The following is a 16,303-nucleotide window of genomic DNA, read 5'->3' as shown; positions in this document are numbered from 1 at the left end:
CATAAATTAACAAGTAAATCACTATGATTTAATACAATTCACAGTTATTAAAACTTCTGCTCCCTCATCTCTATTTCTAAGCTCAACTCGGCCTTTGTGTAGTTTTGCAACTCTACATACAAAACTTAGTCCAATACCATAATGTTGCTCTTTAACCGATCTAGCTTTATCCATACGATAAAAGAGCTTTCCAAAATTAGTTAAAACTTCCTCTGGAAATTCCGAACCATTATTCCATATACCTATTTTCAATTCCTTCCCCTCTTGCTCTACTCTAATTTTAATTTTATGATTCTGTTTATCAGCGTATTCCAAAGCATTTGTTAAAATATTTTGTACTGCACGAATCAGAAGAGATGGATTTATATAATAGTTTTCAGTTCCTTTCACATTCTGTTCAAAAGAAAACTTCATCTTACCTTTTATCAAAAAAGAGACTTCCTTCTCTAATTCATTGATAAAATCTGAAGAGGAATACTCCGTCCAACCTGTCTCATCATCATAATAGGTTTTAGAATAGTGAATCAATTGATTGAAATAATCTAGTAACTGTTGACTAGCTCTTTCTATATCTGCTAAGCATTCTTGAGATTGGTCGTTTTCAGTTATTGCCTGCAAAAATTCCACATTCCCCCTAATAATGGTTAAGGGAGTCTTTAAATCATGAGAAGCTGCTGAAACCTGAAACATCAAATCTTCTTTCTGCTGTTTCTCATTAACTATTAATTGTCGAATTCTATCTTGCATCACAATAATCCGATTTCCCGTCTCACGAAATTCTTTAACCGTTAATCTTTCTGTACATTCCCGCTCTAACCATATACTATTTTCATAAATCAAAGTCATTTCATAACTCAGTTTTTTCAACAATTTTCCAATGTGATAACTTATTAGAACAATCAATAAAACACAAATATATATCCCTGATGACACATTGAAAAAAATTGATAGAATACCACTATTTTTTAGAGGTTTCCCGTCTTCATTTATTTGTATAGATACTGAAGCTAAGGGAATAAGATAGGCCATTAGTAAGCCAAGACTAAACTGCCAAATAATCCTCCAACAGGTTTCTCGAATTAATTGTCTAAAACTTTTGATTCTACCCATTGATATCCTCCACCGTACAAGGTTTTAATTGGATTTAATTGATAAGGTTTCAGCTTTTGACGAATTTGATAAATATACTCTGAAACCGAACGTAAAAGCGCTTCTGAACTTTGTGGATATAGATAATTATAAATTTCCTCAATAGAATATATTTTACTTGGGTTGCTTGCTAAAAGATTCACTATGTCAAATTCCCTCCTTGTCAGAGCAATCTTATCATCGTTTACAAATAGTTCCTTACTATCCGTATATAGTATAAGCTTCCCAATCTTTATTTGATGAACATTTCCTTTAATCCGTTCTTCACGACGTAAGTGCATTTTAACACGTGCTAACAATTCTTGCATACTAAAGGGCTTCATAATATAATCATCAGCACCTGCATTAATTCCAGCTACTAAATCTTCATCCATATCCTTAGCAGTTATAAAACAGATAGGAACAGTTATCTGCTCGCGAATCATCTGACAGATTTCTAAACCACTAACAGGCATCATAATATCTAATAAAATCAAGTCAAAGCCTGTAAAATCACAAAGATCAATCTCTTCTATCTTATTTCGTATGACTACTTCATATTTTTCATATTCTAGTACTTTTTTTATTAGGCGAAGAATAGCAAGATCATCATCTACAACCAAAATTTTATAAGCCATAACTCACCCTCCTGAATATATTATAGCACTAACTGAGAAAAAGACAGGATATCCCCTGTCTTTAGCGTACATTTTTTCCTATAAGTATCAATGTAGCAAATAGAAAAACAATTAATAACCAAACTATTTGTATCCCTAGGCCTTGCCACACTGGATAATAAAGAGACAATGGATAGGTATAAAAACAATTCATACTAGCCAGTAATGGTAAATTTCTAAAAAAAGAACTGAATTGTAATAACATTTGTCCCAACCCCAATAAAAGGGATAAACTTATTCCCAAAATTAAGATAAAAGACTGGGAAATAAATACAAAAATACCACTTAAAAGAGCGAAGGTTAAAATAGAAATACAAGCTGGAAATAGGATTGTTAGAACATGTTTAATATCGCTCAAAAGATTGATATTGTAGTATCCTTGCGCGATTAGTATGCATAATGATATTACAGCAACCAATAATACAATTTCCATACATAATACAATAGCTAGTTTACAGATTATAAATTTCAAACGATTTGGACATGTAAGAAAACTGGTACGAAGGCTAGAACCTGTAAATTCTTGACCTATAAATAGAACCGCTAGACTAACGAAACCTGCCTGTCCTAAATAGAGACTTTGCAGTAGCTGTTCCAAAACAAACTGTAGAGTCAACTGGTCTGGCTTACTATTTAAAAAAACAACCATCGCCGGAACACACAGTAATAGAGCACCTACAATCAACCAGTGCCAAGGATTCATAATAAACTTGAGATACTCACTTTTAAGTTGTTCTTTCAACTTATTCACCTCCTCCGATATCTGACTTGAGTAAGCGGTAAATTGCTAAAGCCAAGAATGAGAAGTTCCAACAAAGTAAAAATAAAATATTTTGTAAACTATTATGTTCTAAAATTTGAGGAGATGTAGCAATCAATCCTTGCCCCAATGCAACTGGAAGAAATTTTGCAACCGATATATAGTTTGCTAAGAATGTTCCTAAATTGTAGACTTGGGGAAGCAAAAATAATAGAGGAACAATGGATGTTTTAAATGTCAAAGCCATAATATAGGCTAGCAGTCCCAACAAAGTCCAAGCTATACTGGCTAAAAATATATAGAACCAAACTGTTCCATTTAGTGAAAAAAGCAATAAGCCATCTTGTCCTAAAACATAATGTGTCATGTTAATCGTAAGGAATATTGACAGAAAGGAAATGAAAAAAGAAAATACAAGCCAAACTAATGTTTTTGAAACTAGGAAAGTACTTCGATTTGTAATAGAGAGGAGGCTTGTACGAATAGCAGAGCATTTATACTCCTCGGCTCCATAAATTGAACCTAGGATAATCATAATAAAAACACCAAATAAAGTGACATCAAAACCTAAAAATTCAATAGGAGGTATGGCTTCTGCTAAATCTGGATTTGTCTCTGGTGTAGCATGAATACCTACTGAAACAATTTGAGAAGCACCAATATTTGCTAAAAACGTTTGAAATACCAGTATCAAGAATAGTACAACATGAGTAGCTCTCTTATAAAGTAATTTCAATATTTCAGAATGAAGAGAGTAAATAAGTGCCATATCACTTCCCTCCCTCTGTTAAACTAAAGAAGACTTCCTCTAGTGAAGAAAGATTTTTCATCACTTCTTGTAAAGTCCCTTTTATAAGAACTTTTCCTTTATTTATGATAACTACATCATCTGTTACTGCTTCCACTTCCGATAATATATGAGATGATAGCAAGACTGTCTTCCCTTCTTGAGCTTGTTTTTTTATAAACTCTCTAAACCACCGAATTCCTCTTGGATCCAACCCATTAGTCGGTTCATCCAATATCAGATATTGAGGATTTCCTAATAGAGCTGTTGCAATTCCCAAGCGTTGTCCTTCGCCTAATGATAATTTCCCAATTTTAGATTTTTTCTTATGGCTAATATCCACCATATCCAAGACTTGTTCAATTCGCTGACTGGATATCCCATTACTAGCAGCAACAATTTTCAAATGTTGATAAACAGTACGATCATCAGGAGCTCCTACACTGTCAAATGAAGCTCCTACAATCTTTAGGGGAAATTTTAATTCCTTATAAGTTTGATCTCCAATTTTGGTAAGACCAGATGTTGCTTTGTCTAATCCTAATAAAATACGTAAGGTTGAACTTTTTCCAGCTCCATTTGGACCCAGGAAAGCAGTCACTCTACCTGCTTTTGCTTCAAAAGAAATATCTTTTAAAATTTGAGTTTGCCCATACGACTTACATAAATTTTTAATGGTAATACTTTGTTCCATAGATGTTCTCCTATTCTATTTAATATTTCTAAAGGTAACTATATCTTACACATTCTTTTTCGGATTTTTTTCAGGATTTAGAGAGTAAAAAAGATTTAAAATTTTGTTTCATTTAATTATCTAGATTTGTGTAAACTTAAAAGCCCGATGTTTCCATCAGGCTTCTTTTTTATCCATGTACACGTTTCATATAGTCTTGGTAACTTTCGGTATCCATGAGTTTTTTAGCGTTCTTGACGCGGTCTGCTGTTGGAGGTTTGACCCCTTCGAGTGAATATGGAATTCCCAATTCACGCCATTTGAACTCACCCATGGTGTGATAAGGCAAAATTTCAAACTTATCAACATTTTTGAGGGTCTTGACGAACTTACCAAGTTCAATCAAATCATCATCTCTGTCTGTCAATCCTGGAACTAGCACGTGGCGAATCCAGACAGGTTTTCCAATATCTGATAGATACTGGGCACAAGCCAAGATATTTTTATTGGTTTGGCTAGTGACAATCTTGTGCTGTTCTTCGTTGATTTCCTTGATATCCAAGAGAACCAAGTCAGTGACGGCCATGAGCTTGTCAAACTTTTCAAGGTAACGTGGTTTATTACGGAATGGAAGGGCACAGGTATCCAAAGTACAGTGGATTCCTTGTTCTTTAGCCTTGGTAAAGAGGGCAATCAAGAAATCAATCTGCAAGAGGGCTTCTCCTCCACTGACTGTAATACCACCCTTATTCCCCCAGAAACCGCGGTAGCGCAAGGCCTCTGTCAAGACATCATCTACCGTCCGTTCACGTGACTTATTGGACTCCATCGCCCAAGTATCTGGGTTGTGGCAATACTGGCAACGCATGTGACAGCCCTGCAAAAAGACAATAAAGCGAATACCAGGTCCGTCTACCGAACCAAAGCTCTCCGTTGAATGCACCATTCCTGTCACTTGTCCATAATCAATTGTTTCTTCAGACATATCGTTACCTTCCTTGAAAACGTTTTATAGTTTTATTATATCACGACTTGAAGGAAAAACAAGATTTTTGCCTATTTTTTAGAAAGCAATCTGTTTTTCAATTTCATTTTCAATTACTTATCATTTTATTCTTCAAAATCAAAGCCATACAAGGTTGCAAAATAGTCCTCAGGGCGCTCTGCACGGCGGATTTGACGGGCTTTACCTTCTTCGGTATAGAGGATTTCCGCAGAACGAAGTTTGGCATTGTACTGGTAGCCCATTGAAAAACCGTGAGCACCTGTATCATGAATTATCAGCAAATCACCGATTTCTGTATGAGGCAGTTCGCGATTCACTGCAAATTTATCATTGTTTTCACAGAGTGAACCAACCACATCTACTACTTCAGCTGGTCCATCTGGATGGGTCACGTTAGTAATATGATGGTAGGCTCCGTACATAGCTGGACGCATGAGGTTGACTGCTGATGCATCCACACCTAGATAGGTACGGTAGGTTTCCTTCTTATGAGTGACTCTTGTGACCAAAGCACCGTGAGGGGCTAGCATAAAACGACCCAATTCGGTGAAAATCTTAACCTGACCAAGACCTGCTGGCGTAAGGACCTCTTCATACACCTTACGAACTCCCTCACCAATCAAGGCGATATCGTTCGGCTCCTGGTCTGGACGATAGTTGACACCAATACCGCCAGAAAGATTGATAAAGTCTAGCGAAATGCCCAACTTTTCCTTGATTTCAACAGCCAATTCAAAAAGCTGACGAGCCAACTCTGGATAATAGAGATGGGTCACGGTATTGGACGCTAGGAAGGAGTGAATCCCAAAAGTATTGGCTCCTTTTTCCTTCAAGATGGCAAAAGCTTCAAAGAGCTGGTCCTTGGTCATGCCAAACTTGGCTTCTCCAGGATTGTCCATAATGTCTGTCCCTAGTTCAAAAACGCCTCCAGGATTGTAACGACAAGAGATAATTTCTGGAATACCTGCTGCTCTCTCTAGATGTTCAATATCTTCAAAGGCATCCAAGTTAATGGTCGCACCCAATTCACGCGCATAGGCATATTCCTTATCTGGCGTGTTGTTTGAAGAGAACATAATCTCAGAACCAGGGAAATCCAGTTTATGACTCATCAAAAGCTCCACATAACTAGAGCAGTCCACACCGCAACCTTCCTCTTGGAGAATTTTCAAAATAGCTGGTGTTGGAGTAGCCTTAACTGCAAAATATTCCTTAAAACCCTTGTTCCACGAAAAGGCTTGGTTGACGGCTCTTGCCTTCTCACGAATTCCCTTCTCATCATACAAGTGAAAGGGAGTCAGGAACTCGGCAACAATCGCTTCTAAGTCTTCTTTATTGATAAATGGTGTTTTCATAAGCTTCCTTCTATTCTATTTGCAAAGAAAGGCTGGGACAATCGTTCCAACCTTTAGTTCTATCTCTTATTTATCTTCGTCAAAGATATTGCCAACCTCAACATCGATGGCTTGGTTCTTGACATCAATATTGGTTACCTTCAAGAGTGACTTGTAGTCAAACTGCTTTTCACGTTCTTCTTGGGCATTATCCGCAAAGACTGCTACACCTGCCAATTCTGAATCAAACTCACGCAAGAGACTGATCATCCCATTGACAGTTCCACCACCTTTCAAGAAGTCATCCACAATCAAGACACGGCTACCAGCCTTGAGACTACGTTTTGAAAGGAACATTTTTTCAATGCGGTCACCACTTGAACCGGATACATAGTTGACGCTGACAGTTGAACCTTCGGTAATTTTCAGGTCACGGCGCACAATAACAAAAGGAACATTGAGGACATTGGCAACTGCATTTGCGAGAGGAACACCCTTAGTCGCTACTGTCATAACCGCGTCAATTTTTTGGTCCATAAAGCTCTTGGCAATAATGCGACCAATATTTTTCAAGATAGCTGGTGTACTAAGCAAATCAGACAGGTAGATATAACCACCTGGCAAGATACGGTCACTTTCTGACAACTTGGCACACAAGTCTTCAACCATTTCCTTAGCATCCTGACTCGAAATAGACGGTGTAAAAATGACACCTCCGCCAGCACCAGTTACTGTTTGGATATGACCGATTTCGATCTCCTCAAAGGCTCGTTTGATAATCACGATATCTTCTGAGATGGATGATTTAGCAGATTCATACTTTTCAGCAAAAGTATTGAGACTAGTTAGTTTATAAGGATTATTAATCAAATAGTTGGAAATGACAACCATCCGATCACTTCTTCTTAATTTCATTTCTATTTCCTATTCCATTTTTATTCAAAAAATCAAAAAGCAAACTAGAAAGCTGGTCGCTGACGATTCAAAACACTGTTTTGAGGTTGTCGATAGAACTGACAAAGTCTGTAATATAACTACATATATACATACGACAAGGCGATGTTACCCTAGTTTGAAGAGATTTTAGAAGAGTATTAATTTTTATCTTTTACTTATTATACCATATTCACATAAAAAAACGAACATTCTTGTCCTAAAAAATGCTTATTTTTCTTAAATTATTAATCTAAATCTGGTTTATAGAAGGAACGATTGTCCATAGCGAAGATTTTATTGGTCATCTCTCCCTTATCCACCAAAGCCAGAGCTGTTGACATCATCATCATGCTTGCATCCAGATTATCAATCATATGGATAATCTCTGCTTCCATAATGCGTGGACGGACTGGGCTTCCATACTCAAGCAAGCCGTGGTGACTGAGGATGACGTGGCGGAGCAAAACGACTTCTTCCTTGGTATCATCGATACCGAGTTCCATCACTGTCTTGGTAATTTCACTATCAATCAGAGCGATATGTCCAAGAAGATTGCCTCGCACTGTATACTCAGTCTGATCTGGTCCCGTCAACTCAATGACCTTAGCCAAGTCATGTAGCATAATTCCTGCATAGAGCAGGCTCTTATTAAGTTGAGGATAAATCTCGCTAATGGCATCGGCCAAGCGCACCATGGTTGCCGTATGATAGGCCAAGCCCGTTTCAAAGGCATGGTGGTTGGTCTTAGCTGCTGGATAAGAGTAAAATTCCTTATCATACTTGGTGTAAAGTTTTCTGACAATCCGTTGCCAAACAGGATTTTCAATTTTGAAAATCATTTGCGACATATAGTCACGGATTTCCTTGACATCAACTGGCGACTTGACCTTGAAATCAGCTGGATCATTGGGTTCGCCAGGTTGAGGCAGGCGAAGGGTAATTTGATTGACTTGAGGGGTGTTGTTATAAACTTCTCGGCGCCCTTTCATGTGAACAACCTTACCTGCTGTAAAGGCCTCAACATTATGAGGTTGGGCATCCCAGAGTTTCCCTTCAATCTCGCCACTATCATCTTGGAAGGTAAAGGCTAGGTAATTTTTCCCAGCGCGAGTTTGTCTCAGGTCAGCTGACTTGATTAGGTAAAAGCCTTCAAATAGCTCATCTTTTTTCATGTGACTAATCTTCATATTCTTCCTCATCTTCTTGGAAATGGAGTAGATCAAGCGCAGGCTCACCTTCTGACAACTCAATGTGACGGAGCGTCCGCTCGATAGCTGTAGTGCGACGGTTTAATAGTTCATCAATATTGCCAGAGGCATGTTGGAGATGCTTTTGTGCCTTGACCAGAATGCCACCAAACTTGCCAAACTCGGTCTTAACACTGGCAAGAGTCTTGCTGATATGGTCGGCACTCTTTTGGATATTGAGAGTCTTGAAGCCAACTGATAGAGAGTTAAGCAGGGCTGATAGGGTACTTGGACCTGCGACAATAATCTGCTCCTCCCGTCTCAAGTCATCAAAGAAGACCGGATTGCGAACGACTTCTGAGTAGAGACCTTCTGTTGGCACAAACAAAATTCCAAAATTGGTCGTCCGAGGTGGTGCTATGTACTTGCTCTTGATATCCTTGGCAAAGCGTTTGACGCTGGCTAGGAGCGACTTACGACAGCGTTCGATCTCGTCCTTGTCACCTGTTTCATAGGCTTCTTCTAGACGGTAATAATCTGCCAGTGGAAACTTAGAGTCAATTGGTAGGTAGACGTATTCCTGGTCGCCTTGTCCGGGCAACTTGATGGCATACTCCACTCGTTCACTAGAGTTTTCAACCGTTGCATATTCTCGTTCGTACTGGGCAGGTGTCATAATATCTTCGATGATTTGCCCCAGTTGCAATTCTCCCAGAATACCTCGCGTTTTGGTTCCAGAGAGAACCTTGTTAAGAGCTCCGACATCGCGGGCAACTGTCTGCATTTCTCCAAGGCCACGATTGACAGACTCCAATTGTTTGGAAACTGTCTCAAAGGAAGCCTGCAAGCGCGTCTGCAAGGTCTTTTCTAGTTTTTCCTCGACTGTTTGGCGCATTTGCTCCAAACGTTGCTCATTGGATTCCTGCAAGGCTTGAAGACGTTGGTCAGTCTTATCCCTAGTTTGCAAGAGATTATCTGTCATTTCTTGACGAACCTGAGTCAGACCTTGGTGCAATTCCATTCGCACTTCTTGCAAACGGTCGCTGACAGCCACTTCCAAATCTTTTTGATCTAACTGGCTGGCTTGTCTTGCTTGTTCAAAGCGGTAATCCAACTGGTCTGACAAGTGATCTGCCTGATCCTCCAAGCTCTTGGTCAGATGTTTTTCCTGCTTAGTCTGCCTTTGCCAAATGAGAAAGATACCAGCTAGGTTGGCAATCAATAATAGAACAAGTAAACTTTCCATTCTACCTCCTGTCCTTGCTATGCAACACGACCACATAGCCATCTGGGCAAGTCACCGACACTTCCCTATCTATATATTCGTTAGAAGCGTACACTTTTTTAAAGAAAAAATTCTCCTCTGTCAACTCATACTTGGCTCCGAGAATGGTCAGCTGGCTATCCCGAACTGGCATAAAGGCTAGATAGTCGTAGTCTGAACGGGGTTCAAGCTGACTTGTCCCTTCTGGACAATAGGCAATCAAATTTTGCCCATCCTCAATTTCTATTTGATGCATATAGGGTGCCAACTTAGGATTGCTAGGCAGAAAGACATTGGCCAACATATGGTCAATACGGCCACCCAAAGCACCGAAAATAGTGACCTGAGCCTGAGGATTTTTCTCAAAGATAGTCAAGAGAGCCAATTCCAGATCTGTATCATCCTTTTCTGGTCGGGCTTGGACAAAATGCTGGGCACTTTTTTGAATCACCTGTCGCTCTTCTGCAGTGACAGAATCAAAATCTCCAACCGCTAGAGCAAGAGGTAGGTTTTCCTCCAAGACCCAGAGCGAGCCTCGATCCACACCGACAAAACTATCAAAGTCTGTCCGATAATGACCGCGGTCTCCTCCTGCAAAAACGGCAACCCTAGTCCAGTTGTTTTCTGAGAGTTTGTACTCGCTCATTGACATCTCCCTTAAAGACATAGGAACCTGCTACAAAAACGGTCGCACCAGCTTCTTTGGCTAGAGCAATAGTTTGGTCATCAATCCCGCCATCCACTTCGATTTCAAAGTTCAAACCTTTTTCATCACGAAGGGCAACCAACTCACGGACCTTATCCATTGTCTCTGGTAGAAAGGCTTGCCCACCAAAGCCTGGGTTAACTGTCATGACTAAAACTTGGTCAACTAGATGAAGGACGTGCTTGATGGCTTCAACTGGTGTGCCAGGATTGATAACGACTGAAGGCTTGACACCGAGTGAACGAATTTTTTGGAGGGCACCATGAATATGAGGCGTTGCTTCCACATGGATACTGATAATATCTGCACCTGCACGCGCAAAGTCTTCTAAATGATGCTCAGGATTAGAGACCATCAAGTGGCAGTCAAAGACCATCTTGCTATGAGGACGAAGAGCTTCGACCACACCTGCACCAAAACTGATTTGCGGTACAAAATGACCATCCATGATATCGATATGGGCATATTCTGCCCCAGTTGCTTCTAGGAGTTTGATTTCACGTTCAAAGTTGGCATAATCTGCTGCCAGAATTGACGGAGCAATCTTGTATTGAGACATAGGTTTCTCCTTATTTTGGAATTTTTTTGCTGACTTTTTTATAAGTTTCTCTGCGATTTTCAATCTCACTGAGGAATTGCAGGTAGTTGTCAAAACGGAAGGTGGCAATAATTCCTTCTTCTACTGCTGGCTTGACAGCACAGGACGGTTCATGGGTATGGGTACAAGTACGGAATTTACAATCTCGGCTAACACTAGCAATCTCTGGAAAGGCCTGATTGAGGTCTTCAGCCGTTGATACTTCATAATCCAGTGATGAAAAACCTGGTGTGTCCGCGATTTTACCCCCATTGAGGTTGTAAAAACTAACAGCTCGAGTGGTATGACGACCGCGACCCAGACTGTCTGAGATTTCTCCTGTTTCAAGATTGAGATCAGGTGCGATTTTATTGAGAAGGGTTGACTTCCCAACACCTGTCTGCCCCATAAAGACCGTAACCTTACCTGTTAACAAGGGCAAAAGTTCCTCCTTACTGGTCACAAAGTCATAGCCGATATCATCATAAGTCTGTTGGTAAAAATCCAGTTCTCCTCTATCTTCCAGCAAATCCATTTTAGAAATATAAATGATAGGATGGATGCCCTTATGCTCCAAAAGAACCAAGAAGCGATCCAGCAAATTGCTGTTAAAATCAGGTTCCTTGACGGACATGATCACCACAGCTTGGTCAATATTGACAATAGGTGGACGGACCAGACTGTTTTTCCGTTCATGAATCTTGAGGATATAGCCTTCTGAATTTTCCTCGGCAGAAAAGTCGACTAAATCCCCAACGTAAGGGGTATGACCTTTTTTACGGAAATTTCCACGCGCGCGTGTTTGATAGACCAGGCCATCACTCTCTACATAGTAGAACCCAGCCAAGGCTTTAATGATTTGTCCCTGCATCTTAGAGTCCTTGCCCTTTAAGCGCATCTGCTAGGCTGGCAAATTCTGCCAAGCTGAGAGCTTCCCCACGTACACTTGGTGACAAGCCTGCTTGGTCCAAAGCCTTGGTCAACTTGTCCTTGACCTCTTCAGTCTTGCCGAAGTAACCTGTCAAATTGTTCCACAAAGTCTTGCGGCGATGGGTGAAACTTGCCTTGGAAACCTTAAAGAAGAAGTTCTCATCTTCTACTACTACGGCTGGTTCTGGACGACGCACCATTTTCAAAATAGCAGAGTCCACGTTTGGTGCTGGCACAAAGACCGTACGAGGTACGATGAAGGCAACCTTGGCTGTCATGTAGTACTGAACCGCAATCGACAAGCTACCGTAAGCCTTGGTATTAGGCTGGGCTGAGATACGATCCGCCACTTCTTTTTGCATCATGACCACAAACTCACTAAAAGGAATGCCACTCTCAATTAAGTGCATGAGAATAGGCGTTGTGATGTAATAAGGCAAGTTAGCTACTACCTTGATTGGCAGGTCAGGATTTTTGAAATTCTGGATATGTTGCGCCAAATCGACCTTAAGAATGTCCTCGTTGACTACTGTCACATTATCAAAATCACGAAGAGTATCTGCCAGAATCGGTACTAAACGGTGGTCGATCTCAAAAGCCATGACCTCTGCTGCACGCTCAGCCAGAAACTCCGTCAAGGCACCAATACCTGGGCCAATTTCGATGACATTAACCTGGTCATCAATCTCAGCCGTATCCACGATTTTTTGAAGAATATTGGTATCCGTCAAGAAATTTTGCCCGAAGGACTTTTTAAAGGTAAAACCGTGACGCTCCAGCACTGCCTTGGTCACGCTATAATCTGCAATTCTCATCTATTCTCTTTTCTATTATCTGTTACTACTATTGTAACACATTCCCCTTGTATTTTGGGGTCTGCTTAGCTGTTCTCATAAGATTTCATAGCTTCTTCCACTTCTGCCAAGGTAACCCCAAACAACTCTAGGCGTTTGAGTAGTTGCTTGCCGTTAGAATAGCCGATTCGGAGAGCCTCTCCTAGATATTCTCTGCGCTTACGGCTGTCTGCCCCTGCTAGAAAACCAAGGCGAATCAAGTCGCTACGACTGATGTCAAACTGACTCTCATGTTCAAATTGTTCTGTTACCTGAGTTAGAGCTATTTTCAAATCTTCATAGCCAGCATGTTCGATTCCCAGAGAACGCCCCTTGGTTTTGGACTTAGGAACAGCTTCATCTCGTTTGAGGAAGGCATGCTGAACTGTTGGAATGGCCGTCATAATCATACGACGAATCCGCTCCCCATTAAAATCTGGGTCTGTAAAGACAATGACTCCATGACGTTGGTGCAGGCGTTGAATCCGCTCTAGATCCTGGTCATTGATAGCAGAACCTCGTGTCTCATAGGTCTCTACATCGAAGTAACGTTTGAGATTGGCCGTATCATCGCGCCCTTCGACCACGATAACTTGGGAAATTTTTTCTTTCATTACTTGCTGTCCAATCCAAAAATTCGTTCTGCATTTGCAGTTGTTACCGCCGCTAGCTCTTCTGCCGTCATGCCACGCAAGTCTGCGATAAAGTCCACTACATAGCGAGTATAGGCTGTTTTATTTTCGCGACCACGCTTGGGTACAGGAGCCAAGTAGGGAGCATCCGTCTCCACCAAAATCTTGTCCAAAGGTAACTCTTTAGCTGCTTCTTGGATGTCAGTTGCCTTCTTAAAAGTCACCACTCCTGAGAAGGAGATAGTCATACCAAGCGCGACAAACTTCTCTGCCCACTCAAGCGTCCCTGAAAATGAATGCATAATCCCACCACGAGGACCAACGCCCTCACTTTTGATAATCTCATAGGTATCTTCCAGCGCATCACGGGTGTGGACAACAAAAGGCAAATCCAAGTCCTTAGATAACTGAATCTGACGGCGAAAAACCTGCTCCTGCACCTCTTTCGGCGCTGTCATCCAATGATAATCCAAACCAATCTCACCCAAGGCAACCACCTTTGGATGCTTGAGCTTGTCAAGCAAGTAGGTTTCAATCTCCTCTGTGTAAGTTCCAGCTTCTGTCGGATGCCAACCGATAGTCGCATAGAGCTGGTCATACTCATCTACCAACTCCAAGGCACGCTCAATCGTCGGCTTATCAAAACCAACAATATTCATCTGTGTCACACCCATCTCAGCAGCCAAGGCAATTTCTTCTGCCTCACGACCCGCAAATTCTTCTACATTCAAATGTGTATGTGTATCAAAAATCATCTCTTCTAACCTCGTTTTCTATCTTCTATTATACCAAAAAACTGCCCTCTCTCCTCATCCGTACAAAATATTCTAAAATCCATCGTCGTCTCTTGACGCTATTTTCCCAAAGCAGTATAATAGCACTTATTGAAATTTTCAGAAAAGGAAAATACCATGTTTACAAAATTAAAACAGACCTTTATAGGTCGTCCTCTTAAGTCCTTAACAGAAGGCGAGGGAGGTCTGCTGGGAAAAATGCAGGCCTTAGCCATGTTATCAAGCGACGCTCTATCTTCCATTGCCTATGGGCCTGAGCAAGTAGTCCTCGTCTTGGCTAGTCTCTCTCCTCTTGCTATATGGTGGAGCCTTCCTATCGGCCTTTTTGTTCTCCTACTTCTGGCCAGCCTGACCGTTTCCTACCGTCAAATCATCCATGCCTATCCTCAAGGAGGAGGGGCCTATATGGTTACTCGAGAAAATCTATCTCCCGAGCTAGGCTTAATTGCTGGAGGTAGTCTGCTGGTTGACTACATGCTGACTGTGGCGGTATCGGTATCATCTGGAGCTGATGCTATCACAGCAGCCCTCCCTGTCCTCCACCCTTACAACCTTCACATCTCCATTTTTCTGGTTTGCTTGCTTATGCTCCTGAATTTACGGGGCTTAAAAGAATCTGCCAGTTCACTGATGATTCCTGTCTATCTCTTTATCATCAGTACTGTCTTTCTCTTGCTCTACGGAATCTTTCAACTAATGACAGGGTCTCTCAGCTATCAGGCAACTTCACCTATCGGGCATGCTGTTCCGAGCCTGTCTATCGTTCTCATTCTAAGAGCTTTTACCAGCGGATCTGCCTCTCTGACAGGGGTTGAAGCTATTTCAAATGCCGTTCCCTTTTTCAAGGCTCCAAAAGAAAAGAATGCTGCTCAGACCTTGACCATTATGTCACTGATTCTAGGATTTCTTTTTGCTGGTATTACCTTCCTAAACTACTGGATGGGGATTATGCCTCAACACGGAGAAACTATTCTTTCACAGATGGCTCAAGGCATCCTTGGTAATTCCTTCTTAGGCCACCTTGGCTATTATACCTTCCAATTCTCCACAGCCTTGATTTTGGCCGTAGCTGCCAATACTGGCTTTTCAGCCTTCCCTATGCTGGCTTACAATATGGCTAAAAACAAGTACATGCCCCATCTCTTTATGGAAAAAGGAGACCGACTAGGCTACTCCAATGGAATTTTAACTCTGGCTTTTGGGGCTATGATTCTTCTTCTCATTTTTAATGGCAATACCGAACGCTTGATTCCTCTTTATACTATCGGTGTCTTCGTGCCCTTTGCCCTATCTCAGACTGGGATGATTCGCCATTGGAAAAAAGAAAAAGGGGCAAATTTCTTAAAACCTGCTCTTGCCAATATCCTTGGGGCTATCATTTGCTACGCTATCGTGCTAATCCTGCTCTTTTTTCGTCTCAGTGATATCTGGCCTTTCTTCCCGATTATTCTCGTACTCACTCTACTCTTCTTGGCGATTCACAGTCATTACCAAAAAGTAGCTCAACAACTGCGACTCTATGAAGGCATCGAAAAACGTACCTACGATGGCAATCTTGTCCTCGTCCTAGTAGGAAATGTTACCCGAGTTAGCGTCGGAGCCATTAACTACGCTCAAAGTATCGGTGACGAAGTCTTAGCCATGCATATTTCTACCAAGGAAACAGCAGAAAAAGATCAAGAAATTCTCCAAGAATTTGCCGATTACTTCCCAACCATTACTCTGAAAAATATCAAGACCAGCTACCGCGACATCATCACCCCTACTGTCAAGTATGTCAAACGAATCTCTGAGGATGCCCAGAAAAAGAACTATACAGTCACTGTTCTGGTACCCCAGTTTATTCCTAATAAACCTTGGCAAAATATTCTACACAATCAAATGAGCCTCAAACTCAAATACGCCCTTCGTTGGCACCAAGACGTCGTTGTCGCTAGCTACTCCTATCACCTAAAAGAATAAAGAAAAGGCCCTACCAGAACCAAGAAGCGTCTGGTAAGGCCTTTTTCTGAAACCAGTCATTATGCTTATACTCAATGAAAATCAAAGAGCAAACTAGGAAGCTAGCCGCAGGCTGCT

Annotated in this window: 17 protein-coding genes; 1 reads left to right on the top strand and 16 read right to left on the bottom strand. The window is 41.1% G+C overall.

What is annotated here, in order from left to right; translation table 11 throughout:
- Window positions 1–21 precede the first annotated feature (21 nt).
- From SMSK564_RS07995 to SMSK564_RS07920, 16 genes are all read right to left on the bottom strand, one after another.
- Window positions 22–1,110 carry a sensor histidine kinase gene (locus SMSK564_RS07995; RefSeq protein WP_000532635.1) on the bottom strand — a complete coding sequence of 363 codons (1,089 nt, stop codon included), beginning with the start codon at window positions 1,108–1,110 and terminating at the stop codon, window positions 22–24.
- Window positions 1,080–1,766 carry a response regulator transcription factor gene (locus SMSK564_RS07990; RefSeq protein ID WP_000323581.1) on the bottom strand — a complete coding sequence of 229 codons (687 nt, stop codon included), beginning with the start codon at window positions 1,764–1,766 and terminating at the stop codon, window positions 1,080–1,082. The genes SMSK564_RS07995 and SMSK564_RS07990 overlap by 31 nt, the downstream gene beginning before the upstream one ends.
- Window positions 1,767–1,827: 61 nt before the next feature.
- Window positions 1,828–2,547: an ABC transporter permease gene (locus tag SMSK564_RS07985; protein ID WP_000663011.1), complete on the bottom strand. Its 720-nt coding sequence runs from the start codon at window positions 2,545–2,547 to the stop codon at window positions 1,828–1,830.
- 1 nt (window position 2,548) lies between these two features.
- Window positions 2,549–3,334: an ABC transporter permease gene (locus SMSK564_RS07980; RefSeq protein ID WP_001185221.1), complete on the bottom strand. Its 786-nt coding sequence runs from the start codon at window positions 3,332–3,334 to the stop codon at window positions 2,549–2,551.
- 1 nt (window position 3,335) lies between these two features.
- Window positions 3,336–4,046, bottom strand: a complete 711-nt coding sequence (locus tag SMSK564_RS07975) for an ABC transporter ATP-binding protein (protein WP_000438097.1) — start codon at window positions 4,044–4,046, stop codon at window positions 3,336–3,338.
- 169 nt (window positions 4,047–4,215) lie between these two features.
- Entirely contained in the window at window positions 4,216–5,010 is a 795-nt protein-coding gene (pflA, locus tag SMSK564_RS07970; RefSeq protein WP_001288288.1) for a pyruvate formate-lyase-activating protein, read from the bottom strand.
- A gap of 125 nt (window positions 5,011–5,135) precedes the next feature.
- Window positions 5,136–6,386 (bottom strand): diaminopimelate decarboxylase, encoded by a 1,251-nt coding sequence (locus tag SMSK564_RS07965; RefSeq protein WP_000856496.1) that lies wholly within the window; start codon window positions 6,384–6,386, stop codon window positions 5,136–5,138.
- Between the two features lie 66 nt (window positions 6,387–6,452).
- Complete coding sequence (gene purR, locus SMSK564_RS07960; protein WP_004236624.1) at window positions 6,453–7,280, bottom strand: pur operon repressor; 828 nt, start codon at window positions 7,278–7,280, stop codon at window positions 6,453–6,455.
- 266 nt (window positions 7,281–7,546) lie between these two features.
- A complete protein-coding gene (locus SMSK564_RS07955; RefSeq protein WP_000703197.1) occupies window positions 7,547–8,488 on the bottom strand; it encodes a 3'-5' exoribonuclease YhaM family protein in 942 nt (313 codons plus the stop codon).
- Entirely contained in the window at window positions 8,478–9,734 is a 1,257-nt protein-coding gene (locus tag SMSK564_RS07950) for a DNA recombination protein RmuC (protein WP_000444771.1), read from the bottom strand. The genes SMSK564_RS07955 and SMSK564_RS07950 overlap by 11 nt, the downstream gene beginning before the upstream one ends.
- Before the next feature lies 1 nt (window position 9,735).
- Window positions 9,736–10,398, bottom strand: coding sequence for a thiamine diphosphokinase (locus tag SMSK564_RS07945; protein ID WP_000006136.1), 663 nt, complete (start codon window positions 10,396–10,398; stop codon window positions 9,736–9,738).
- Entirely contained in the window at window positions 10,361–11,017 is a 657-nt protein-coding gene (gene rpe, locus SMSK564_RS07940) for a ribulose-phosphate 3-epimerase (protein ID WP_000084981.1), read from the bottom strand. Before rpe ends, SMSK564_RS07945 begins: the two co-directional genes overlap by 38 nt.
- 10 nt (window positions 11,018–11,027) lie before the next feature.
- On the bottom strand, window positions 11,028–11,906 hold the full coding sequence (gene rsgA, locus SMSK564_RS07935) for a ribosome small subunit-dependent GTPase A (RefSeq protein WP_004236615.1): 879 nt from the start codon (window positions 11,904–11,906) through the stop codon (window positions 11,028–11,030).
- A 1-nt stretch (window position 11,907) separates the two neighbouring features.
- Window positions 11,908–12,780, bottom strand: a complete 873-nt coding sequence (rsmA, locus tag SMSK564_RS07930) for a 16S rRNA (adenine(1518)-N(6)/adenine(1519)-N(6))-dimethyltransferase RsmA (RefSeq protein WP_001216844.1) — start codon at window positions 12,778–12,780, stop codon at window positions 11,908–11,910.
- A 65-nt stretch (window positions 12,781–12,845) separates the two neighbouring features.
- Window positions 12,846–13,412 carry a ribonuclease M5 gene (gene rnmV, locus SMSK564_RS07925; RefSeq protein WP_000659990.1) on the bottom strand — a complete coding sequence of 189 codons (567 nt, stop codon included), beginning with the start codon at window positions 13,410–13,412 and terminating at the stop codon, window positions 12,846–12,848.
- Window positions 13,412–14,185 (bottom strand): TatD family hydrolase, encoded by a 774-nt coding sequence (locus SMSK564_RS07920; RefSeq protein WP_000575614.1) that lies wholly within the window; start codon window positions 14,183–14,185, stop codon window positions 13,412–13,414. Before SMSK564_RS07920 ends, rnmV begins: the two co-directional genes overlap by 1 nt.
- A 156-nt stretch (window positions 14,186–14,341) precedes the next feature.
- On the opposite strand from SMSK564_RS07920, the gene SMSK564_RS07915 reads away from it, so the two are divergent.
- Window positions 14,342–16,186 (top strand): APC family permease, encoded by a 1,845-nt coding sequence (locus tag SMSK564_RS07915; protein WP_000494452.1) that lies wholly within the window; start codon window positions 14,342–14,344, stop codon window positions 16,184–16,186.
- The last annotated feature ends 117 nt before the right edge of the window (window positions 16,187–16,303 follow it).

The sequence above is a fragment of the Streptococcus mitis SK564 genome (assembly GCF_000148525.1).
GTDB lineage: Bacteria > Bacillota > Bacilli > Lactobacillales > Streptococcaceae > Streptococcus > Streptococcus mitis_H.
This window is presented reverse-complemented; position numbering and strand designations above follow the sequence as displayed.

Coding starts and splice junctions, on each gene's coding strand:
- SMSK564_RS07995 (WP_000532635.1), bottom strand. CDS start 1,110: ATGGGTAGAATCAAAAGTTTTAGACAATTAATTCGAGAAACCTGTTGG.
- SMSK564_RS07990 (WP_000323581.1), bottom strand. CDS start 1,766: ATGGCTTATAAAATTTTGGTTGTAGATGATGATCTTGCTATTCTTCGC.
- SMSK564_RS07980 (WP_001185221.1), bottom strand. CDS start 3,334: ATGGCACTTATTTACTCTCTTCATTCTGAAATATTGAAATTACTTTAT.
- SMSK564_RS07975 (WP_000438097.1), bottom strand. CDS start 4,046: ATGGAACAAAGTATTACCATTAAAAATTTATGTAAGTCGTATGGGCAA.
- pflA (WP_001288288.1), bottom strand. CDS start 5,010: ATGTCTGAAGAAACAATTGATTATGGACAAGTGACAGGAATGGTGCAT.
- SMSK564_RS07965 (WP_000856496.1), bottom strand. CDS start 6,386: ATGAAAACACCATTTATCAATAAAGAAGACTTAGAAGCGATTGTTGCC.
- purR (WP_004236624.1), bottom strand. CDS start 7,280: ATGAAATTAAGAAGAAGTGATCGGATGGTTGTCATTTCCAACTATTTG.
- SMSK564_RS07955 (WP_000703197.1), bottom strand. CDS start 8,488: ATGAAGATTAGTCACATGAAAAAAGATGAGCTATTTGAAGGCTTTTAC.
- SMSK564_RS07950 (WP_000444771.1), bottom strand. CDS start 9,734: ATGGAAAGTTTACTTGTTCTATTATTGATTGCCAACCTAGCTGGTATC.
- SMSK564_RS07945 (WP_000006136.1), bottom strand. CDS start 10,398: ATGAGCGAGTACAAACTCTCAGAAAACAACTGGACTAGGGTTGCCGTT.
- rpe (WP_000084981.1), bottom strand. CDS start 11,017: ATGTCTCAATACAAGATTGCTCCGTCAATTCTGGCAGCAGATTATGCC.
- rsgA (WP_004236615.1), bottom strand. CDS start 11,906: ATGCAGGGACAAATCATTAAAGCCTTGGCTGGGTTCTACTATGTAGAG.
- rsmA (WP_001216844.1), bottom strand. CDS start 12,780: ATGAGAATTGCAGATTATAGCGTGACCAAGGCAGTGCTGGAGCGTCAC.
- rnmV (WP_000659990.1), bottom strand. CDS start 13,412: ATGAAAGAAAAAATTTCCCAAGTTATCGTGGTCGAAGGGCGCGATGAT.
- SMSK564_RS07920 (WP_000575614.1), bottom strand. CDS start 14,185: ATGATTTTTGATACACATACACATTTGAATGTAGAAGAATTTGCGGGT.
- SMSK564_RS07915 (WP_000494452.1), top strand. CDS start 14,342: ATGTTTACAAAATTAAAACAGACCTTTATAGGTCGTCCTCTTAAGTCC.